General features: G+C 63.4%; 12 protein-coding genes and 2 pseudogenes. 7 read left to right on the top strand and 7 right to left on the bottom strand.

Features of this window, described 5'->3' with window-relative positions:
- The first annotated feature begins 52 nt into the window (after positions 1-52).
- A complete protein-coding gene (locus SB822_RS47955; RefSeq protein ID WP_410858031.1) occupies positions 53-1,360 on the top strand; it encodes a glycosyltransferase WbuB in 1,308 nt (435 codons plus the stop codon).
- 124 nt (positions 1,361-1,484) lie between these two features.
- Here the strand turns inward: SB822_RS47955 and SB822_RS47950 are convergent, their stop codons facing one another.
- Complete coding sequence (locus SB822_RS47950; RefSeq protein WP_410858030.1) at positions 1,485-2,096, bottom strand: hypothetical protein; 612 nt, start codon at positions 2,094-2,096, stop codon at positions 1,485-1,487.
- A gap of 298 nt (positions 2,097-2,394) precedes the next feature.
- Between SB822_RS47950 and SB822_RS47945 the strand changes: the two genes are divergently transcribed.
- Positions 2,395-3,006, top strand: a complete 612-nt coding sequence (locus SB822_RS47945; RefSeq protein ID WP_242681761.1) for a DapH/DapD/GlmU-related protein — start codon at positions 2,395-2,397, stop codon at positions 3,004-3,006.
- Positions 3,007-3,261: 255 nt separating this feature from the next.
- On the top strand, positions 3,262-5,007 hold the full coding sequence (locus tag SB822_RS47940; RefSeq protein WP_410858029.1) for an FAD-dependent oxidoreductase: 1,746 nt from the start codon (positions 3,262-3,264) through the stop codon (positions 5,005-5,007).
- 121 nt (positions 5,008-5,128) lie between these two features.
- Here SB822_RS47940 and SB822_RS47935 read toward each other — a convergent pair whose 3' ends face one another.
- Positions 5,129-6,376: a glycosyltransferase gene (locus SB822_RS47935; RefSeq protein ID WP_410858028.1), complete on the bottom strand. Its 1,248-nt coding sequence runs from the start codon at positions 6,374-6,376 to the stop codon at positions 5,129-5,131.
- A 95-nt stretch (positions 6,377-6,471) separates the two neighbouring features.
- Entirely contained in the window at positions 6,472-7,980 is a 1,509-nt protein-coding gene (locus SB822_RS47930; RefSeq protein WP_410858027.1) for a hypothetical protein, read from the bottom strand.
- Positions 7,981-8,368: 388 nt separating this feature from the next.
- Here SB822_RS47930 and SB822_RS47925 point away from each other — a divergent pair, with 388 nt between their 5' ends.
- Both SB822_RS47925 and SB822_RS47920 read left to right on the top strand, forming a co-directional pair.
- Positions 8,369-9,514, top strand: a complete 1,146-nt coding sequence (locus tag SB822_RS47925) for an acyltransferase family protein (RefSeq protein ID WP_410858026.1) — start codon at positions 8,369-8,371, stop codon at positions 9,512-9,514.
- An 87-nt stretch (positions 9,515-9,601) separates the two neighbouring features.
- Positions 9,602-10,933: an acyltransferase family protein gene (locus SB822_RS47920; RefSeq protein WP_410858025.1), complete on the top strand. Its 1,332-nt coding sequence runs from the start codon at positions 9,602-9,604 to the stop codon at positions 10,931-10,933.
- 58 nt (positions 10,934-10,991) lie between these two features.
- Here SB822_RS47920 and SB822_RS47915 read toward each other — a convergent pair whose 3' ends face one another.
- Positions 10,992-12,254 (bottom strand): glycosyltransferase, encoded by a 1,263-nt coding sequence (locus SB822_RS47915; RefSeq protein WP_410858024.1) that lies wholly within the window; start codon positions 12,252-12,254, stop codon positions 10,992-10,994.
- Positions 12,255-12,630: 376 nt separating this feature from the next.
- Here SB822_RS47915 and SB822_RS47910 point away from each other — a divergent pair, with 376 nt between their 5' ends.
- On the top strand, positions 12,631-13,878 hold the full coding sequence (locus SB822_RS47910; protein WP_410858023.1) for an oligosaccharide flippase family protein: 1,248 nt from the start codon (positions 12,631-12,633) through the stop codon (positions 13,876-13,878).
- Positions 13,878-14,945, top strand: coding sequence for a glycosyltransferase (locus SB822_RS47905; RefSeq protein ID WP_410858054.1), 1,068 nt, complete (start codon positions 13,878-13,880; stop codon positions 14,943-14,945). Before SB822_RS47910 ends, SB822_RS47905 begins: the two co-directional genes overlap by 1 nt.
- Before the next feature lie 61 nt (positions 14,946-15,006).
- Here SB822_RS47905 and SB822_RS47900 read toward each other — a convergent pair whose 3' ends face one another.
- From SB822_RS47900 to SB822_RS47890, 3 genes and pseudogenes are all read right to left on the bottom strand, one after another.
- Entirely contained in the window at positions 15,007-16,167 is a 1,161-nt protein-coding gene (locus SB822_RS47900; RefSeq protein ID WP_410858022.1) for a glycosyltransferase, read from the bottom strand.
- Between the two features lie 638 nt (positions 16,168-16,805).
- A pseudogene (locus SB822_RS47895) lies at positions 16,806-17,291 on the bottom strand (transposase); the annotation flags it as partial.
- A gap of 892 nt (positions 17,292-18,183) precedes the next feature.
- Positions 18,184-18,825: pseudogene (locus SB822_RS47890) on the bottom strand (IS5 family transposase); the annotation flags it as partial.
- Between the last annotated feature and the right edge of the window lie 211 nt (positions 18,826-19,036).

The following is a 19,036-nucleotide window of genomic DNA, read 5'->3' as shown; positions in this document are numbered from 1 at the left end:
GGCGTAGCGCTGTGCGCTGCCGCATGACGGACAGTTGTCGTGGAAGTCAAACATGAAGATCTTGATCTATGGTCTCAACTACGCGCCTGAGCTTTCGGGCGCGGGCAAGTACACGGCCGAAATGGCGCAGATGCTGGCCGAGTGCGGCCATGAAGTGCGCGTCGTGTGCGCGCCCCCGTACTATCCTGACTGGAAGGTCGCGAGCGGCTACTCCATGTGGCGCTATCGACGCGACATCATGCGCGGCGTGCACATCTGGCGCGCGCCGTTGTGGGTGCCGCCAAAGCCAAGCGGCCTGAAGCGGATGCTGCATCTCGCGTCGTTCGCGCTGTCGTCGCTGCCGCTGCTCGCGAGGCAAATCACATGGCGCCCCGGCGCCGTGATGCTGATCGCGCCCACGATGGCCTGCGCGCCGGGCGCGCTGGCGCTCGCGCGCGTGACGGGCGCGAAGGCGTGGCTGCACGTCCAGGACTACGAAGTCGATGCTGCCTTCGATCTCGGCCTGCTAAAAAGCGCACGCGGCGCGCGCATCGCGTACGGGATCGAGCGGCTCGTCCTGAAGCGTTTCGACGTCGTGTCGTCGATCACGAACCAGATGGTCGAGCGCGCGGTCGGCAAAGGCGTCGACGCGGCCAAAACCGAGTTTCTGCCGAACTGGGTCGACACGCGCGACATCTTTCCGCTTGGCCGCGTGAGCGAATACCGCGAGACGCTCGGCATTCCGTCCACCAATACGGTCGTGCTGTACTCGGGCAACATGGGCGCGAAGCAGGGTCTTGAGACGCTGGCGGACGCAGCCCGCGCGCTTGCTGCGTGCGACGACATCACCTTCGTGTTCTGCGGCAACGGCGCGGCGCGTGACGATCTGGTCAAGCGTTGCGAGGGGTTGCCCAACTGCCGGTTCCTGACGTTGCAGCCGGCCTCGTCGCTGAACGAGTTGTTGAATGTCGCCGATATCCACGTGCTGCCCCAGCGCGGCGATGCGGCCGATCTCGTGATGCCATCAAAGCTGACGGGCATGCTCGCGAGCGGCGGCGCGGTGATCGCCATGGCGCGGCCCGGCACGGCGCTCTTCGAAGCCGTCTCGAACAACGGCATGATCGTGCCGCCCGAAGACACAGGCGAACTCGTCGACGCCATCGCGACGCTCGCCGAAGACGGCGCACGGCGCGCTGCCATTGGCGCGGCGGGGCGGCGTTACGCGGAGACGATGCTGTCGCCGCTCTCGACGCTGCTCACGCTCGATACGCGCCTCGCTCTCCTGACGGGCGCCGCCGTCCCAGGCGCGAAGCCGGTGGCGGCGCCAATGGCGAACGGGCCCATCTTGCCGGCGCGGGTCGAGGAGTCGGAAGTGGAGTGACGCGCCTCAACTGCGCGGACACGTATGAAAGGCCGCATACGAACCGTGCCCGGCGGTTCGCATGCGGCCTTCGGTTTATTGCGTAGTCGGACTGATTGGCGGATGCGTTCGGGCAGTGCCCGATTTACCAGGGCGATTTGAATACTTCCCGGCCCGAGCGCTCGCTATACGGGCTGCTGTACACCGTGGTGCCGCCGCCTGCGTTGGCAGCATTCACGGCTGCGGCGCGTTGTGCTGCGACACCTGCCACGCCGCCGTTATCGGCTGCGCCGCCGCCCGCCGCCGCGCCCCGCGCGGGACGCCGGATCGCGCCGCCAGCCGCGGGCGCCGCGCCGCCACCTGCGGCGGTGGGGCCGCCCATCGCCTGTGTGTTGGGCTTGGCGACGCGCATGCGCTCACTGTTGAGCAGCGCATCACGTTGCGAATCGGGCGTCGTGCCGCCGGGGTCATAGCCGCCGAGCGACGTCGACGGACCGCCGAGCAGACGCTGCGCGTCCTCCTGCGAGCGCTGCGAAGCCGTTTTGCGGGCCGGCGCGCCATTGGCATTGGCGTTGCCCTTGGGCGCGGCGGCATTCTGGCCGTTGCCTTGCGCCGGGTTGTCCTGGGCGTGCGCGTGCGGCATCATCGCGAGCGCCGACGCCAGCGCTGCGGCCAGCAACAGCACCCGCGAACGCAGTCCGACGCGCAACGGATGCACGCGCGCCGGGCGTTGCCGCGAGCGAAGATGAGCAGCCATTGTCGTCTTCCTCCTGCAAACGTCATGAAGCCATGCTGTCATGGTGATACGGACACTCTGCTTCGATCCGCCAAAACTCCGCACGGCGCGGACAGCGGCCGTCCATCAGCACGCATGGGCCAGATAATCGATCAGGACAAGGCGCGCCATGCGGATACAAAGGCCGAAGTACCGGACGGACGGCGAGGCGCGTTCATCGACGGAGAAGACTATGGATAACACGATCAGCTCCACGATTGAACGGGCCGCGGACGGTCGGACCGGGGACAGTCGGGGCGCGGACAGTCGGGCAGCGAGCATGAACGACCCGCATGCCGCACCGCACACCCCGCCCTCTGCGCCGGGCCGCGTGATCGACCTGAGCCTGGCGGGCAAGGGCAACTATGTCGCGTCGCGCGGTTTTCTGACCGAGCTGATCTGGTTCTTCATCGAAGCGTGTGTGATCAACAACAAGCTGCTGCCCGTGTCGTCGGTGCGCGTGGCGCTGCTGCGGCTGTTCGGCGCGAAGATCGGCGCGAACTGCCGCTTCGTGCATCCCGTGCGGGTGAAGGCGCCGTGGAATCTCACCGTGGGCGACAACTGCTGGTTCGGCGTCGACGTGTGGATCTACAACCAGGCGCCGATTCACATCGGCTCGAACGTCTGCATATCGCAAGGAAGCTTTCTGAGCGCGGGCTCGCATGAGATGCGAACAAACATGGATTTGCGCGTCGCGCCGATCGTCATCGAGGACGGCGCGTGGATATCGTCAAAGTGCGTCGTGCAGATGGGCGTGACGATCGGCCGCTCGGCTGTCGTGACCCCGCTATCCGTTGTGCACCGCTCGCTCGACGCGGAAGGCGTGTATGGCGGCAATCCTTGCCGCTTTATTCGCAAGCGCTTCGATACTGATGTGGGGAGGCCCGCATAACGGTCATCGGATGCATGGTTCTGTCTGCCGGAAGCGCGAAGTTGGCGGATGAACTGCCTTAGGCGGAGCCATCATCCTACGTAAGCACTGGCTGGCGCGGGAATGCGGTATGCGTGCGCAGGCGGCCCGCTCGTGCAAACCCACAGGGCGTTGACGCATGACGAGCCTGGCTCGCGTGCGCAGCGGGGGGCCAGAACGGACGAAGCTGGACGCGGCCGTACAAGGTACGAACAGAACACAAGCTGGGAGCAGGGGATGTTTATCGATACCCGCAGTGTCGAGCAGGGCGTCGCTGTGTCGACGACGGTATGCATCATCGGGGCAGGCGTCGCGGGTATTACGCTCGCGATGGAACTGGAACGCGCGGGCATCGACTGCTGCGTGCTCGAAAGCGGCGGCTACAAGGCCGACGACGAAACGCGCGATCTCTATCGCGGCGAAAACGTCGGCATTCCGTATGCCTTCGCGGACGGTTGCCGCAGCCGCTACCTGGGCGGCAGCAGCAATTGCTGGGGCGGCTGGTGCCGTCCGCTCGATCCGTGGGACTTCGACAAGAAAGACTGGGTCGCGCATAGCGGCTGGCCGTTCGGTCTCGAAGAGCTCGCGCCGTACTATCTGCGCACCCATGCGCTGCTCAAGCTCGGCCCGCACAATTTTGATCCCGCGTGGTGGGAGCAGCAGATCAACCGGCACGACGTGCGCCGCTATCCGATGATGTCGGGCAACGTGCGTGACACCGTTTCGCAGTTCAGCCCGCCTGTGCGCTTCGGCAAGGTGTATCGCGAGGTATTGCGGCGCTCGGACCGTGTGCGCGTGTTCCTGCATGCGAACGTCGTGAATATCGATTCGGATGCGCAGGCGTCCGAAGTCACGGGCGTCGATGTCGCGACGCTCACGGGCAAGCGCTTTCGCGTGAACGCCAAGGTGTTCGTGCTGGCCACGGGCGGCATCGAAAACGCCCGGCTGCTGCTCGCGTCGAACAAGGTGCAGGCAGCGGGACTCGGCAACGGACACGATCTGGTGGGCCGCTTCTTCATGGACCATCCGCGCCTGATGACGGGCACGGTGAAGTTCACCAAAGAGTGGTCGCGCAACAAGCTGTACGACATCAAGTACCACTACCAGAACGCCGCCGTCGCGGCACACGGCACGCATATCTCGTCGCAGTTCGCGCTGACGCACGACGTCATCAAGCGCGAGAAGCTGCTCAATTCGCGCGTATGGCTTTTCTCGCGTTTCTTCGGCGAAGGCAGTGCGGGATCGGAGGCGTTGATCCGCTGCCGCGAGGCGTTGCATCGCAAGGAACAGCCGGGCCGCCGCGCGCGCGACGATTACCTGACGATGGCCGCGCATCCCGTCGATACGGTCGGCTTTGGTCTCACGCGTCTGCTGCAGTTGCGCGCGCTGATCTCGGACGTGAAGCTGCAGGCGATCGTCGAAGCGGAGCCGAACCGCGACAGCCGCGTCACGCTATCCGATCGCAGGGACGCGCTGGGCCTGCCGCGCGTGAAAGTCGACTGGCGGCTCACGGAACTGGTGCAGCGCACGTTCGACCGCACGTTCCAGCTGCTCGCCGACGAACTGAAGATGATGGGCGTCGCCGAAGTCGAACTCGACGAGCCGCTCGAGGGCCGTGCGTCGTTGCCCGCGAAGCTCGAAGGCACGTGGCATCACATGGGCACGACGCGGATGCACGATTCGCCGCGTGAAGGCGTCGTCGATCGTGACTGCAAGATGCATGGCGTGAGCAATCTGTATGTCGCAGGAAGCTCGGTGTTTCCGACGGTCGGTGCAAACTTCCCGACGATCACGATTTCGGCGCTTGCGTTGCGGCTGGGCGAGCATCTTGCGCAGCGGCTCGGCAAGCCCGATACGGCGACGATTCTGCCGATCGGCGAGGCGGCCGGGAGCATGCGGTTTGGCGTGCAGAATGCCGAACTCGGCAAGCTGCCGATCGCGGCGCAGTCGCTGGTGCGGGCGGGGGGGAATGAGGCGATGTGAGGGCTGCGATACTCGCAAAGACAGACACGTAACGATAAAAAATCCCGCGATGCAAATGGCGGGATTTTTTCATTGGCACCTTCGCAACGCGTAGCAACGTGTGCGAAGGCGCAAAGCAGACTCAATTCACCGACGGCTCCCTCTGCGCCGGCACCTTCCTTGGTATCGCACCAGGCGTATTCTGCGGCGACTGCTGATCGGCTGCGCGAGGCGCAACGGCAGGCTGCGGTTGCAGTAGCGCAGTCAACGAATCGATCATGCTCTCGATGCCGAAGCGTGCATCGAACGTCCTGCGCGCCTGCTCGCGCATGTTTCCCTTCGCAGCGGCATCGAGCGAATGCCAGTTCAGCAGATTGCGCTGCGTGCCGTTGATCGTGTCGCTCGACACGAAGCCCGCGTGGTCGTTTTCCACTTCGCGCCACACGCCGACCTTGTCCGACAGCAGCACGGGCAGGCCGCATGCCAACGCTTCCGCCACGGCCACGCCGAAGTTCTCCTGATGCGACGGCAGCGCGAACACGTCGCTCGCATAGAAGGCGCCCCATTTCAGATCGCCCTGCAGCATGCCCGGCCACGCGATTCGCTCCTCGATCCCGCAAGAGCGCGCGAGCGCCTGCAGCGGCCGCTGCCAGCCCGTTGCATCGGGACCCGCAATCACGAGATGCGCCTCCGGGTCGCGCTGCGCGTGGTCGGCGAATGCGTGAATCAGCAGATCGCAGCCCTTCTTTTCGTGGATGCGCCCGAGAAACAGCACGATCCGCTTGCCGCGCAGAGCCGGATAAGTGCTCAGGAACGCTTCGCGCAGCGCCCGTGCGTGCGGCGGCGGTGGGTTGGTACCGAACGGCACGACGCGCTCGTTCGCGCGATACAGCCAGAACGATTGCCGCGCGAGCAGCCGCTCTTCTTCCGTCGTGAAGATCACGGCGGCCGCGTCGCGCAGCACGCGATATTCAGCCCACGGCCAGTACGCCCACTTCTTCAGATGCTTGAGCGGGTACGTGCGCTTGAAATACGGGTCGAGCATGCCGTGCGTGTACACGTAGTACGACACCTTCGACGCGCGCAGCGCGCGCCATGCGCCGAAGCCATGGTATTGCCACAGTCCATGCACGATCACGGCATCGAAGCGCTGCGCCTCGCGGCTGAGCCACGGCACGAAATCGGGCGTGAAGCCGTAGTAGTTGCGGCCCGGACCGAGCGCATGCACGGGCAACGGGAAGTCGCGTACATACGGCGCATCGGTGGCGTCGAGTGACGCGACCTCGACCTCGTGACCCAGCGACGCCATCGCGACGCCACTCTGTCGCACACCTTCAGTCGGTCCGCCTGCCCGCGGGTCGACTGTCGAAAGTAGATGAAGAATTTTCATTGGCGAATAACACGGCGCAGTGCGAAAAGGACCGGCGCAGCCGGGCGATGAAACGAGGCAATCCGCGTGATGCGTGACATGCGCTGCAGCGCACGTCACGCGGACGCCGGCATGCCTCGCTGACGCAGATCGCGCGTGCGGTCTGCGTCGTACGGTTCTGACCCTGTTGCGTCTTTCAGCGCGCATCGCGCGGCAGCCGACGCGAACGGCGCGGGGCGGGGCGGCTGGACGGGCGGCTGCGTCGGCGGTTTCTGCGCGACGGCTGTCGCGCGTGCCGATGGCGGCGGCGTCACAGGCTCGACTTTCAAGCGCGCCTTTGCGTCCAGCTGTCGATGCAAACGGCAATACGTCGCGACCGTCAAACCGAGCGCGACGCCGAATACGAGTCCCGAGAAACGCGGGCCGAGTGGATTGCCGCCGATCGACTGGGCTGGCAGCGCGGCGAGCAGCAGGATCGCGCGGCCGAACACGGGCAAAAGTGGCGCACCGGGGCTTTTCGCGCGCCATCGTCGGTAAGCGAGCGTGCAGTGCGCCAGCGTCACCAGTACCGCGAGCGGCAGCGCGAGGCCGAACAGCAGACCGCCCGCGAACAGCTGATAGATCCAGAAGTTGTGACCCGCCGCCCATTCGCGGATCGCGTAGAAATCCTTCTCGCTGATCTGTCCCGCGAGATCGGGCAGATATTGCGGCGAATAGCGGTAGTAATGGCCGTAGCCCTCGCCGAGTAGCAGCGATTGCGTCGACGACGTCACCTGATCGAACTGGTCCTTGATTTCGGCAAGACGCGTGATGGTCGTCGGGTCCTTGCCAGTCTGCGTATTGGAGGCAGCCGTGAAGCGCTGCATCCAGTGCTCGCTGACTGACGGCATGCTCAGTATGGCGAGCGCGCCCATCGCGCCAAGCACGATACTCACGATAAACGTACGTATGGCCGAGCGCAGCAGGTAACGCAACGACGGCGCGCTCATCCACGCGGCCATCATGAACAGCAGCATCGTGCCGGCCAGCAGACTGCGCGTCACGCTTAACAGCTCGACGAGCACCGTGCCGAGAAACACCGCGAGCATGAACGGCGAAAAGCGTCGTGCGAGCACGAATTCGTGCAGCAGCACGCCTTGCAGGCCGAGCAGCGTCACGGAGACGATACGAAAGCGCACGTCGGCGATCCCGCCCAATCCGCCGCCCGTCGCAATGCCAAAGACGAACGTGAAGACCAGACAGATGAGGTTCGCCCAGAAGAGCGCCTTTTCCATCTGCCCGATGCGGTTCTCATGCCACGGATGGCACGCCATCGCGTAACCGAGCAGAAACAGCAGAAACGGCAACACGACACGCAGATAGTTGCCGAAATCGTTGCCTTGCACGAATTGCGCGATCAGGCTGCCCGGCACGCTCAGCACGAGGCAAAGGGTGACGAACCGGCGCAACGGAGACACTTCGCGAAAACGCGGCGCGATGAAAATCAGCGCGAGCGCGGCAGCGAAAGTCGGCGCGACGAGCAGGATCTGCGCGGCGTGGCCCGAATCCGCATCCGGTGCCTTGTAGTCGAGCGCGAGTGGACACAAGCACATCCAGATCCACAACGTAGCGTACTTGTTGCGCATCGATTCTCCCTCTCCCGGTGCGGTGCGATATCTTCATCGTGGCAGGGCGACGCGCGCCACTGTTCAGTCTGAATATAAATGGAGCGCCTGGCGTGAAGTCCGGCACAGGCGTAATACGCCTGGGTTCTGGCGGGGTCAAACGATGCGTCAAAAGCGTCTGGTCAGACGGTTCGGCACGCGCGGCCAGGCTGTCCGATAAGGGCAGCAACTTGGCGTACGGGTGCGCGGCCGAGCAAGCAACATGGTCGGAATATCGTGCGAAAAGTGCCCGTCGACGCATGCCTGCATGCATTCAATGCGCCAGGGGACTAACGGTACGAAAGGGCAGTGGCTCTCCGCGTGGCGGCTCACAATCAAGACCAGCAAACGACGTCGAAGGGGAACAGGCATGAAGCTATTCGGCAGCGCGCAATCGATGATGCGAGGCAGGTCGGTCGAACTCGACTTCGTGCGCGGCATCGCGATTATCGCGGTGATGGGCTACCACTTTCATGTGAATCAGACTGGCAGCGCGCTGATCTCGATCATCGAGTATCCGCTGAAGAACTTCGGTCGGGAGGGCGTGAACCTGTTCTTCACGCTGAGCGGCTTTCTCGTCGGCGGGCTGCTGCTGCGGCAATACGCGGAGAAGGGCCACGTCGACGCGCGCCGCTTTATCGTGCGGCGGATGTTCAAGATCTGGCCCGCCTACTACGTGCTGATCCTGTTTCATTCGGTCGCTGGCCGGCATCCGCTGGACACGTTCCTCTGGCAGAACCTGACGCATTTGCAGAACTACTTCGGCACATCGATCGCGCAGACGTGGAGCCTTGCCGTCGAAGAGCACTTCTATCTCTTTCTGCCCGCCTTGCTGCTGCTGTTCGCACGCTGGAAGATGCGCGCCGGCTCGATCATCAGCGTGCTCGGCGGGATCTGCGTGATCGTGCTGATCGCGCGTTGCCTCGAAGTCGCGGGCGGCGATTTGCAGGCCGCGTTCTTCTATACGCAGTACCGGATCGACAGTTTGCTGTACGGCGTGATTCTGGCCGCGATCTACTGGATGAAGCCCGATGTCTATCAGGGCATCGCGAAGCGTACCGGCTGGCTGCTTGCCGTCGTGGCCGTGCTGGTCGCATGGCTCGTGCTCGCGACGAAGCACGAGCCGCTTGATGAAAGCATCGGCTATACGATTCAGGCACTCGGCTTTTGCGCGTTCATCGTGCTGATGCTTGAGCACTCGGGCAGGGTTCGCGATTTGCGCGTGTACCGCGCGGTTGCGTGGCTCGGCGTATACTCGTACGGCATCTACCTGTGGCATTCGCTCGCGCTCGCGCCCGGCGACATCGTGATCCGCAAGGCGACGGCCCTTGGCTTGCCGCCCGCCGCGATCTGGTTCGTCGCGCTGGCCGCGCAGGCTGCTGTCGCCATCATCGCGGGCTATGTGATGACGCGCGCCGTCGAGTATCCGTTCCTGCGGCTGCGCAATGCGCTGTTCCCGGCTAAACGCAACGCATCGGTGCGCGAGGAAATGCCCGTCGGCGGGCAGCTGTCCTGATTCCGGCCCATTCATTGCTGCAGCATGCTGCACGCGTCGCGTGCGCGCAGGTGGGCGAAGCATCCGGCTCGCAAGGGGAGGATTTGCGTGAGCTTCACAGGAACGCTGACATGGCTTGACCGCATCGGTAGCCGCTGCGTGGAGCGGACCCGCGCGAGCGCGTCGGGGACGCCTGCGGCGCACGCGGCTACGCACGTCTCGTCGGTCACCACGGCAACGAGCGCGTCCGTCACGAAGGCCGCGACGCATGACGACGCTCGCGTCGCCGCGCTCGATGCCGGCCGCGCACTCGCCATTGTCGGCGTGATTGTCGTGCATCTCGCGCTCTTCATGCCCGCGCTGCCTACGTGGCTGCAGGCCGTGTCGGATATGGGGCAATACGGCGTGCAGCTGTTCTTCGTCATCAGCGCCGTGACGATCATGCTGACACTCGAAGAAGAAACGAAGCGCTTCGGCGACGACCGCTCGCTGATCGCGCGGCGCTTCTACGTCAAGCGCTTCTTTCGCATCGCGCCGCTGTATTACGTTGCGATTGCCGTGTATTCGCTCGGGAATCATCTGGCGGGACGCTTCGATACGCGGGTGACGGCGGCGCATGGTGTTAGCGACGTCGTGGCGAATCTCGTCTTCATCCACGCGTGGGTGCCGAGTGCCGTCAATACGGTGGTGCCGGGCGGCTGGTCGATTGGCGTGGAGATGTGCTTCTATCTGTTCGCACCGCTCCTCTTCATCGCGACGCGCACGCGGCGCGGCCTATGGCGTACGTCGCTGGCGCTGCTGGTGATCAGCGCCGTCGCGCTGACGGCGGGCGCCTGCGCCGATGACGTCTGCACCGTCGAGAACAATTCGTTCCTCTACTACTGGCCGCCGACGCAACTGCCATGCTTCGTCATCGGCTTCGTGCTCGCGCGCTATGGCAAGCGGCTTCTGTTACGCGACGGCATGAAGCTGTCGATGTTCGGCATCGCGTGCACGCTCGCCGCCTGTGCAGTCCTGCTCGCATTGCTGTACGCGACGGGTTCGGGGCTTGGCCTCGCGCACTGGCTCGCGCCGACGGTCGCCGCGTGCGCAGCGGCCGCGCTGTTGCTGCTGCTCGCGCAACTGCCGCGCCGTTATCCGGGCGCGCGGATCGTTGCCGCGTTTGGGCAGAACAGCTACGGGTTGTACATCTGGAGCTTCGTCGTGATCCTGGTCGTGCGCGTTGCGTTGAAGACGCCGCTCGATGCACTCGATCACCGCGTGCCCGTGCTCGGCTTCGCGATTGCCGCCGTGTTCGCGTGTTGTGCGAGCTATGTGGCCGCGCGGATCAGCGCGACGCGCATCGAGCGGCCTTGCGCGCAATGGGCGCGCCAGGTGCTGCTAGCGCGGGTCGCGCGCGTGAAACGGATCGAGCGGGTGAGTAGCGAAACGTCGGATTGAGCGGTGCGCCCGCAAGCATACTGAGGCAAAGGGTCACCGCTTACATGCGCGTGCCGGATCAGACGCGCGTTTCGACAGCGGCCGTGATCGTCTGGCGCAGCGTTTCCTTGAATTGACCGAGCGTGTTGCACGCGAGCAGATGATCGAGCGGACGTTGGTGCTTTTCGCCGCGTTGCCATTGCACGGCAACTTCGCCGAGCGCTTGCGTGATCGATACCGCCGACAGGTCGTCGAGGCACGGCCCGAGTTGCCCGCCGCGGCAGAACCAGCCGATCAGCCCGTCGCTCGTCGCGACAACGGGCTTGTCGAAGCGATAGGCCTGCACGAGCACACCGCTCATCCCGTAGTGGCCTTTGTAGCCGAGCCAGACGACGTCGCATGCGGAGAACAGGTCCCGCTCCATCTCGTTCGAAACGAACTGATCGAGTATCACGGGCGCGGGCTTCAGGATCGGAATGAACGCGCGCATGAAGCCGCGCACTTCCTGGTCCTGTTCGCCGGCGAGCAGGAGCGTCGGCGCGTCCTCCTTCATGCCCGCGAGCGCCTCGGCGAGTTCGCAGATGCCCTTGCGTTCGCTGATCGAGCCGTAGACGAGCAGATAGCGGCCAGCGGGATCAAGCCCGAGACGCTCGCGCGCGACGAGGGGATCTTCGGCCTTCGGATCGGGGAACGGATCGGCCACGTATCCGACGGATGCGCCATGTTTCGGCTTCGCGCGGCCGACCCATTCGGGCAGTGTCGGATCGATCGACAGCAGCGTGCGCAGCCCTCTCGTATGGACGGCGCGGCGAAACAGCAGCGACTTCAGCGTATTGACGAGCGGCCGTCCCGGTGTGCGCACACCGACCTTGCGATGATGGAACGTCGCGCGCATCGTGATCGCGATCCACGGCGTCCTGCCGAACGGCGAGCCGAGCAGCGGCAGCGCGTGAAAGAAGTAATCGACATACGGAACGACGACAAGACGCACGCGTTCCGCGCGCTTGACGGAGTCGTAGGCGAGCTTGAAATACGCATGAAACCGCGCGTAGCTGACGCGCTTCAGGCCGCGGCTGTGACGCTGGCTTTCCTTGTCGACGAACGCGATCTGCAGGTCCTCGCGCCTTGCCGACATGATCTCGCGCGCGAGGCGATGGTCTTCGTTCGAGTTCTCGGTCACGACGAGAACAGGATAGCCGGCTTCGAGGCAGGCCTGTGCGATCCACTCGACATAGCGCCACCGATGCCCGGTGAAATTGGGCTCGATGATGACGACATAGCCGAGTCTCGCAGCATCGGCGATGGGGGCTTCAACGGACACGAGATGGGTTGCGCGTTCCATGGCGATCTTAAGGAGCAGCCTTGGGCTCACCTTAGCATTACGTCTTCGGCGCGAACCGACAATTTCGCCATTTGTTTGGCGACAACGGACAGCCGGAGGGGGCGGGTTGCGGAATCTGACTGACAGATGGCGTCCGTGTGCGGGTGTGGCGGGTTACCTTGAGGGACGGCGTGCGTAAACCGACGGACAGGCTGTGTCTGCGGCGCGCATGGGTATGCGCAACGGGTTGAGGTGGTGCGGGGTGAAGCGCTAACTCTGGTCGACGGCTTTGCATGGGACCCGAGTAAGCGCTAAAGCGGTAACTCTGATCGACAGCTTTGCATGGGACCAGAGTAAGCGCCAAAGCGCCAACTCGGATCGACACAGGAGAAAAACATTGCGGACGATGAGGCTACCGGCGTTTTCGTTCAGGGCAGGCCTGGGTTCGAGCGCAGCGACATGGGTGCTGTTGCAGCAGGTGTTGATGCGTGGGCTCGTTGCCGTCAAATTTCTCGCGATCGGCCGTATCCTCGGGCCGGAGGCGATCGGCAGCGTGAGCGTCGCGCTGCTCGCCGTCGCGATTGCGGAAGCCATGTCCGATACGGGCCTGTCGCAGGCGGTGATCCAGGGGCAGGCCGCGCCGACCCGCGATGAACTTGGCTCCGTCTGGACTACGCTAGCGACGCGCGGCCTGATCATCGGCGTGGCGCTCGTCGCGATCGCGCCGCTGATGAACAGCCAGTTCCATCTCGGCGGCGCGCTGCTGCTGTTACAGCTCGCCGCGCTGTTGCCGCTGTTGCGCGGCATCGCGTCGCCTGCGTATTACGTCGTGCAACGCGAGCGGCGCTTCCAGCACGTCGCGGTGATCGAGGTGTCGGCGGCATTCGTCGACTGCTGTTGCGGGCTGGCGCTCGCGCTGGCGGGCGCGGGTGCGTACTCGGTGCTGCTTGGGATGATCGTCGGCGAGTCGCTGAAGACGACGCTCACCTGGATCACGATGACGCCGCGTCCGCCTATCCGCCTGCGCTGGTCCGGCATCGGCCACTACATTGGTTTTAGCCGCTGGATCTGGGCGGGCAGCGTCGTCAATCTGATCCTCAACCAGTTCGACAAAGTGGTGGTCGGCAAGCTGCTCGGGCCCGCGCAACTCGGCGCGTATCAGATGTCGTCGCGGCTCGCGCAGATGCTGCTCGCCGATGCCGCGATCGCGATGTCGCAGTACCTGTTTCCGACCTTCGCCGCACGCCATCGCGCCGATCCGCATGCCGCTGCACGGCTTTTCAGGCGCTATATCGGCGGGATCGCGCTGGGGCTGGTGGCGGTCGTGCTCGTGCTGCGGCTCGCGGCGCACTGGCTCTTCGCGCTGGTACTCGGCCCGGCCTGGCTACCCGCCGTGCCGCTCTTCAAGATCTTTGTGATCAACATGGCGATCGGCGCCCTGATCGCGGTGCTGGTGTCGTATCTGCGGGCCGTCGGCGACGCGAAGGCGACGACGCAGGCGTCGGTGATCCAGGTGTTCGTGCTGGTCGCCTGCGTGCCGCCCGCGACGCATTACTGGGGCGTCACGGGTATTGCATGGGCGATGACGGTCGGCCTGAGTTCGGCGGCTGCGTGGATGACGTATCGCACGGCGAGGGTGATGTGATGCGGATACTTCATCTCGTGCTGGAGCCGCGTCTGTCGGGCGCGGAAGTGCTGGCGAAGGATCTCGCGATACATCAGCAGCGCGACGGCAGTGTGGTCGGCGTGACGGCGCTGATGCCCGAGCGGCCCGACTTTGCGCCGTTCACGCGCGAGCTGGCGAGTCACGGCGTCGCGTGCGTGTTCCCCGCGAAGCGCGCGAGCCTGCCGGGCAAGCTGATGCATCTGGCGGGCGTGCTGCGGCGCTTTCGGCCCGACGTCGTGTTCGCGCACGCGACGATCCCCGCGTTCTATGCGCGCGCGCTGCCTAGCAAGGTGCCCGTGATCTACGTGATGCATTCCGCCGTCAACGATTTCGAGCGCAAGCTGTTTCGCAACGTCGAGCGCGTGCTGTCGTCGCGGGCGAGGGCGGTGATCGGCGTGTCGCCCGCGAACGTGCGGGACTATACGGACTGCGTCGGCTCGCATCCGCTGTTGACGATGATCCCGAACGGCGTCGACATGTCACGCTTTGCATTCGACGGCCGGCCGCGCACGGGCGATACGCCGCCGCAGATCGTGCAGATCGGCCGGTACACGTCGGTGAAGAACCAGCTGCAGACGGTGCATGCGTTTCGCGAGGTCGCGGCGCAGGTGACGGATGTGCGGCTGCAGTTGTACGGCGTGGTCGAGGACCCGGCCTATCTGGCCGCGATCCAGGGTCTGGTGAAGAAGCTCGGGCTCGAAAGCCGGGTGAGCGTGGATGGTCCGCATACGGACGTGAGCGGCGTGCTGCGCGCGTCGACCGTGTTCGCGATGCCGTCGCGTTCGGAAGGGCACAGCATTGCGTTTCTGGAGGCGCTGGCGTCGGGGATTCCGGTTGTCGCGAGCACGATCACGCCGTTCCAGTTCGCGGAGATGCTGCCCTGCGTGCAACTCGTCGATACCGACGATACGGCCGCCTATGCCGCCGCGCTGCTGGGCGCGCTGGCGCAGCCTAAGGTGCCGAGGTCGCTGGCGGGCTTGACGTTGCAGGATACGGCGCAGCGCTATCTGGCCGTGGCGCAGCAGGTGATCGGCGCGCGGGCTTAGGTTTCTTGCTCAGGACGGGATGAAAAGGGTGCCGATGGGCTGTGTTCGCGAAATGCCTCGATCAAGGCTTCAGCGACGCGCGAACGATCTCGGCCAGCTTTCTTCCGAGGGTCGGCGAATTCAGCTGCTGATACTTCGAATAGGCTGCGGTGCTCGCCGCGCGCATCATTTCGGGCGACATCGTCCACACGCGCCGCAGCGTACCCGCGAGCGCATCGACGCCGCCTTCGCGCGGATAGAAGAACCCCGTGCTGCCTTCTTCGACATAGCCCGGCTCGGGGCCCATATGCCGCTGTAGCTCGTCGTGAACGAGCGGCGGCAGGCTCAACCCGAACATGTGGACCACGCTCAGACCCGCTGCCCCAGGGTAGCAGCCGATGCGGCAAAGCCGGCTGATCGCCGCGATGCGGCTTTCGTCGAACACCGGTCCGTACCAGATGACATAGTCGCGGTCGCCGTACACGCGCTTGAGTTGCGCGCCGTGCTTGCCGCCGCCGACCAGATGCAGCGTGATCTGATGATCCTCGCTGCGCAGACGGCCGACGGCTTCGATCAGCGCGCCGACGTTCGAGTCGTCGCGCAGCCGCCCAAGGAACAGGATGCCCGTTTCCTTGCCCGACTTTTCGGCGGGATCGACGGTGTATTCGACGGTCAGCGAGTTATCGGCCACGATCAGTTTCCCGGAAGGACAACCGACGCTTTCCAGTGAACGCTTGGACGCGTCGGTGTAGCAGATGTATTGCGTCGATAGCGCGACGGCGATCCGGTAGCACAGCGTGCGGATCACGCCGACGTCGTCTTCGTGCCGGTACAGGCCCTGACCATGGATCAGGACGGGAATGCGCATCGCGCGGCCAGCTATCAGCGCGAGCCAGAGCGACAGATAGCGGATGTCCGCGAATATCAGCACGGCAGCGGGGCGCTCGCGCACGATTCTTCCGACGACTTCCCGCTGCATGTTGATGCCCGGCGAAAAGACGTGGCTGATCTGCGTTTCGACGAACTCCTCGCATGCGGGCTTCTCCCGCGAAAAACCGTTCGATTCGATCCCTGCCGAACTGGCAAAAAGCTTGACGGAAAAGAGCCGGTTCAGCGACTCGACGACCTCCATCCGGTAGTGGGCGATCAACGGCTGCACGTAGAACACGGTCCGCTTCATGTCGGCCGTCGTGCTCTTGCCCAGCGACGCAGTACTCCAATCGGTAAGCAGTTTATCGGTCACCGGATCAACCCATTTTCAGGTGAGTGAAGCGCTGTTGATTAGGGGCGATCGAATTATGCTACAGATAAATTGGCTACGCGGATTCATTGGCTGAAATCGGCTGCTCAGAAGCCCCTATTGTCCGGAAAATGCTATTTTTCTAATATTGAAGGGAATGGCTCGGCGTCCCGTCCCGTCCGGCGACGCGCGGCGCTGCGGTGGGCCGAGCATGGCCGGATAAGGGTTTCGAGCTGTCCGGTGCGGCAACCATTCAAACGTAATGGCTTCGTATAGTGGCACGATTTTTTTATTCATTGCGCCGATTAACCAGAAGTGTCCTTGGAAATGAATTGATTATAAGTATTTTTTTGATCTATTGGATTTAGCAGTAACTTTTTCTCAGACTCAGGTCTTTGAGATCGTCTTTGGACGTTAGTCCGTGTTCGATAACTTGATTCGTCTTGCAGGCCGGCGGATGGGCGACGGCATAGCAAAGCGCATTAGCAGGCTGCTGAAGTACACCCGAGTTGAAACGGCCTCACTCCGATTACGCGACTCTCGTCGCAAGTTTTTTCGCATTGTGCAAGTTCAATGCGAATTCAACGTCGCTTTAAGCGTTTTGAGGCCAATTCCTGGCCTCATTTCCGCGTTTCCCGTCACTATGGACGGACCTGTGCCAAGGATCGCAGGCGCACGAGGTTGTATGCGGCCATGTTCAGCACGAACATCTGATCCACCTTCTTCAACCCGCGTACCATCGCCTGGCGCATACGCCCCACGGTCTTCACCCATCCGAAGCCTTGTTCGATCAGCTTGCGCTTTTGCTGAGAAATGGCATAGCCCGCGCTCGAGGCAATGGTATCGGCCACCGCCGAACGCCGCCCCGAAGTGTTTTGCGCTACGTGCGGTGTGACCTTCATCTCGTGGCAGGCCTCGATGAATTCCTGTGCGTCGTAACCCTTGTCCGCGCCCAGCGTGATCTCTGCGCTGGCATCCTGTACCGCTTGCCGCGCGTCGTTGATCATGATCTTGGCCGCTTCACGCTCAGCATGCCCGTCAGCGCGAGTCACGCGCGCGTTGACCACCAGACCGTGCCGGTTATCGGTCAGCGTATGGCCCATGTATCGCAATTCGCTGGCCGGTCGGGTAGCAACCGCGCATTACTGCGCGGCCGCCCCCTTCTAAGAACCGTACGTGCGAGTTTCCCCGCATACGACTCAAGCACAGCAAAAGCTCCCCTCACGGAGAGCCGATTCACGGGTCAGTCACCCCCGTTCTTCTTCGCCGGCCATTGCACTGCATAGTTCTCGAAGCGGGAACGCAGAGCCGTCCTAACTACTGATGGCTTCTTCCTTGCTGAACCCGGATCACGCACAGAGTCTATGACCAGAACCGCTGCAGCCTGCCAACGACTGCCGCACCAGTTGGAAGTCTGCCCGCTTTCGCGTGGGGTGATGTTTCAACCCCTATCCGGACCATTACAGTCCGGCATTCGCTTTTTCCAACCTCCCATACCCGCACAGCCAACAGCGTTCCTTACAGTTCGCCTGCCTGAGCCGAACTGCGCCCCGGCAGCCATACGGGCTTACCACGTTCCCCACGCATTACACGACCGAGTTAGGGCCTGCCTCTTCGCCGGTGGTCTGATGGCGACGTGTCCCGTGCAAGAATCGGGACAACCGACCACATACCTTTTGGTTAGTGCCATTCAGCAGCTTGGGCACCTCCGCAATTACGACGTTTATCAACAGTTCACTTTCGTTGCCCATATCGGTCAGCCTCGCACCTTGACCCCATTGCTGCTGGGAGTCTCCACCCCATAGCTTCACAGCCGTCGGATACCCTTATGGGGGCACTTTGTAAGGAGAGCTACCCACCCCACCGTTGCCAGTGACGCAAGTCTCCTCAGGCTACTACCAGTCGCATGGTAGGTCTCTCTATCGACGCACCCTAACTGAGCACATCGACCGGACAATAACGCGTGGAGCTTTCGCCCCGGGACCACACCTCCTTTCAATGCTCCTAACGTTGGAGTTACCCGGACACGAGTGTGCGTGTCGCACTCTTGCCTTTACGATAGAGCCGCGCATCAGGATCGGTCCTGGACTGATGCGTCTCGTTGCTGCGCTTGCTACCTTTAAAGTCGTCCGCGCTGCTGCCTTCGTCATCCTGATCGTCGCCGTCCTTGCGCACGAAGCTCTTGTGTCCCGCCCACGCCTGGATCAGCGTGCCGTCTACGCTGAAGTGCTCGTCCGAGAGCAGATCCTTCTTCTCAGCGATGGCCACCACTTCGTTGAAGAATTCGATCACGGCATCGTGCCTGATCAACCGCTCGCGGTTCTTCGTGAAGACCGTGGGCACCCACACCACGTCATCCATTGCCAGGCCGATGAACCACCGAAACAGGAGGTTGTATTGCACCTGCTCCATCAATTGCTGCTCCGAGCGGATGCTGTAGAGCACCTGGATCAGCATCGCCCGCAACAGCTTCTCCGGCGCGATGCTCGGCCGCCCGCCCTTTATGTCGGCTTCGTACATGTCGGTGAACAGCCGATCCATCTTCGCGAGTGCTTCGTTCGCCATGACGCGAATCGCACGCAGCGGATGTGACGGCGGAATGAAGTCTTCCAGCTTGCGCATGGAAAACAGACTCTCGGTGAACGTGTCGGCGCCGCGCATAATCTCCATCGGGCAGTTGGGCTCCTTCTATCAACGCTTCACGAACTCTGCGCGATGACGTGTTTCAGCGGTACATCAGCAGCCTGCTAGTACTACTGTGTCATAAAATCAGTTGCGCGCTCTATTGGTGTACAGGAAGAGTGCCATCGTTGCATGAGCGTTTGTCCAAGCAGGATGCGCAACGTAGTAATGGAATCAGGAATGTGGCGTT

It is taken from the genome of Paraburkholderia sp. SIMBA_054, assembly GCF_046534875.1.
GTDB classification, from domain to species: domain Bacteria; phylum Pseudomonadota; class Gammaproteobacteria; order Burkholderiales; family Burkholderiaceae; genus Paraburkholderia; species Paraburkholderia hospita.
This window is presented reverse-complemented; position numbering and strand designations above follow the sequence as displayed.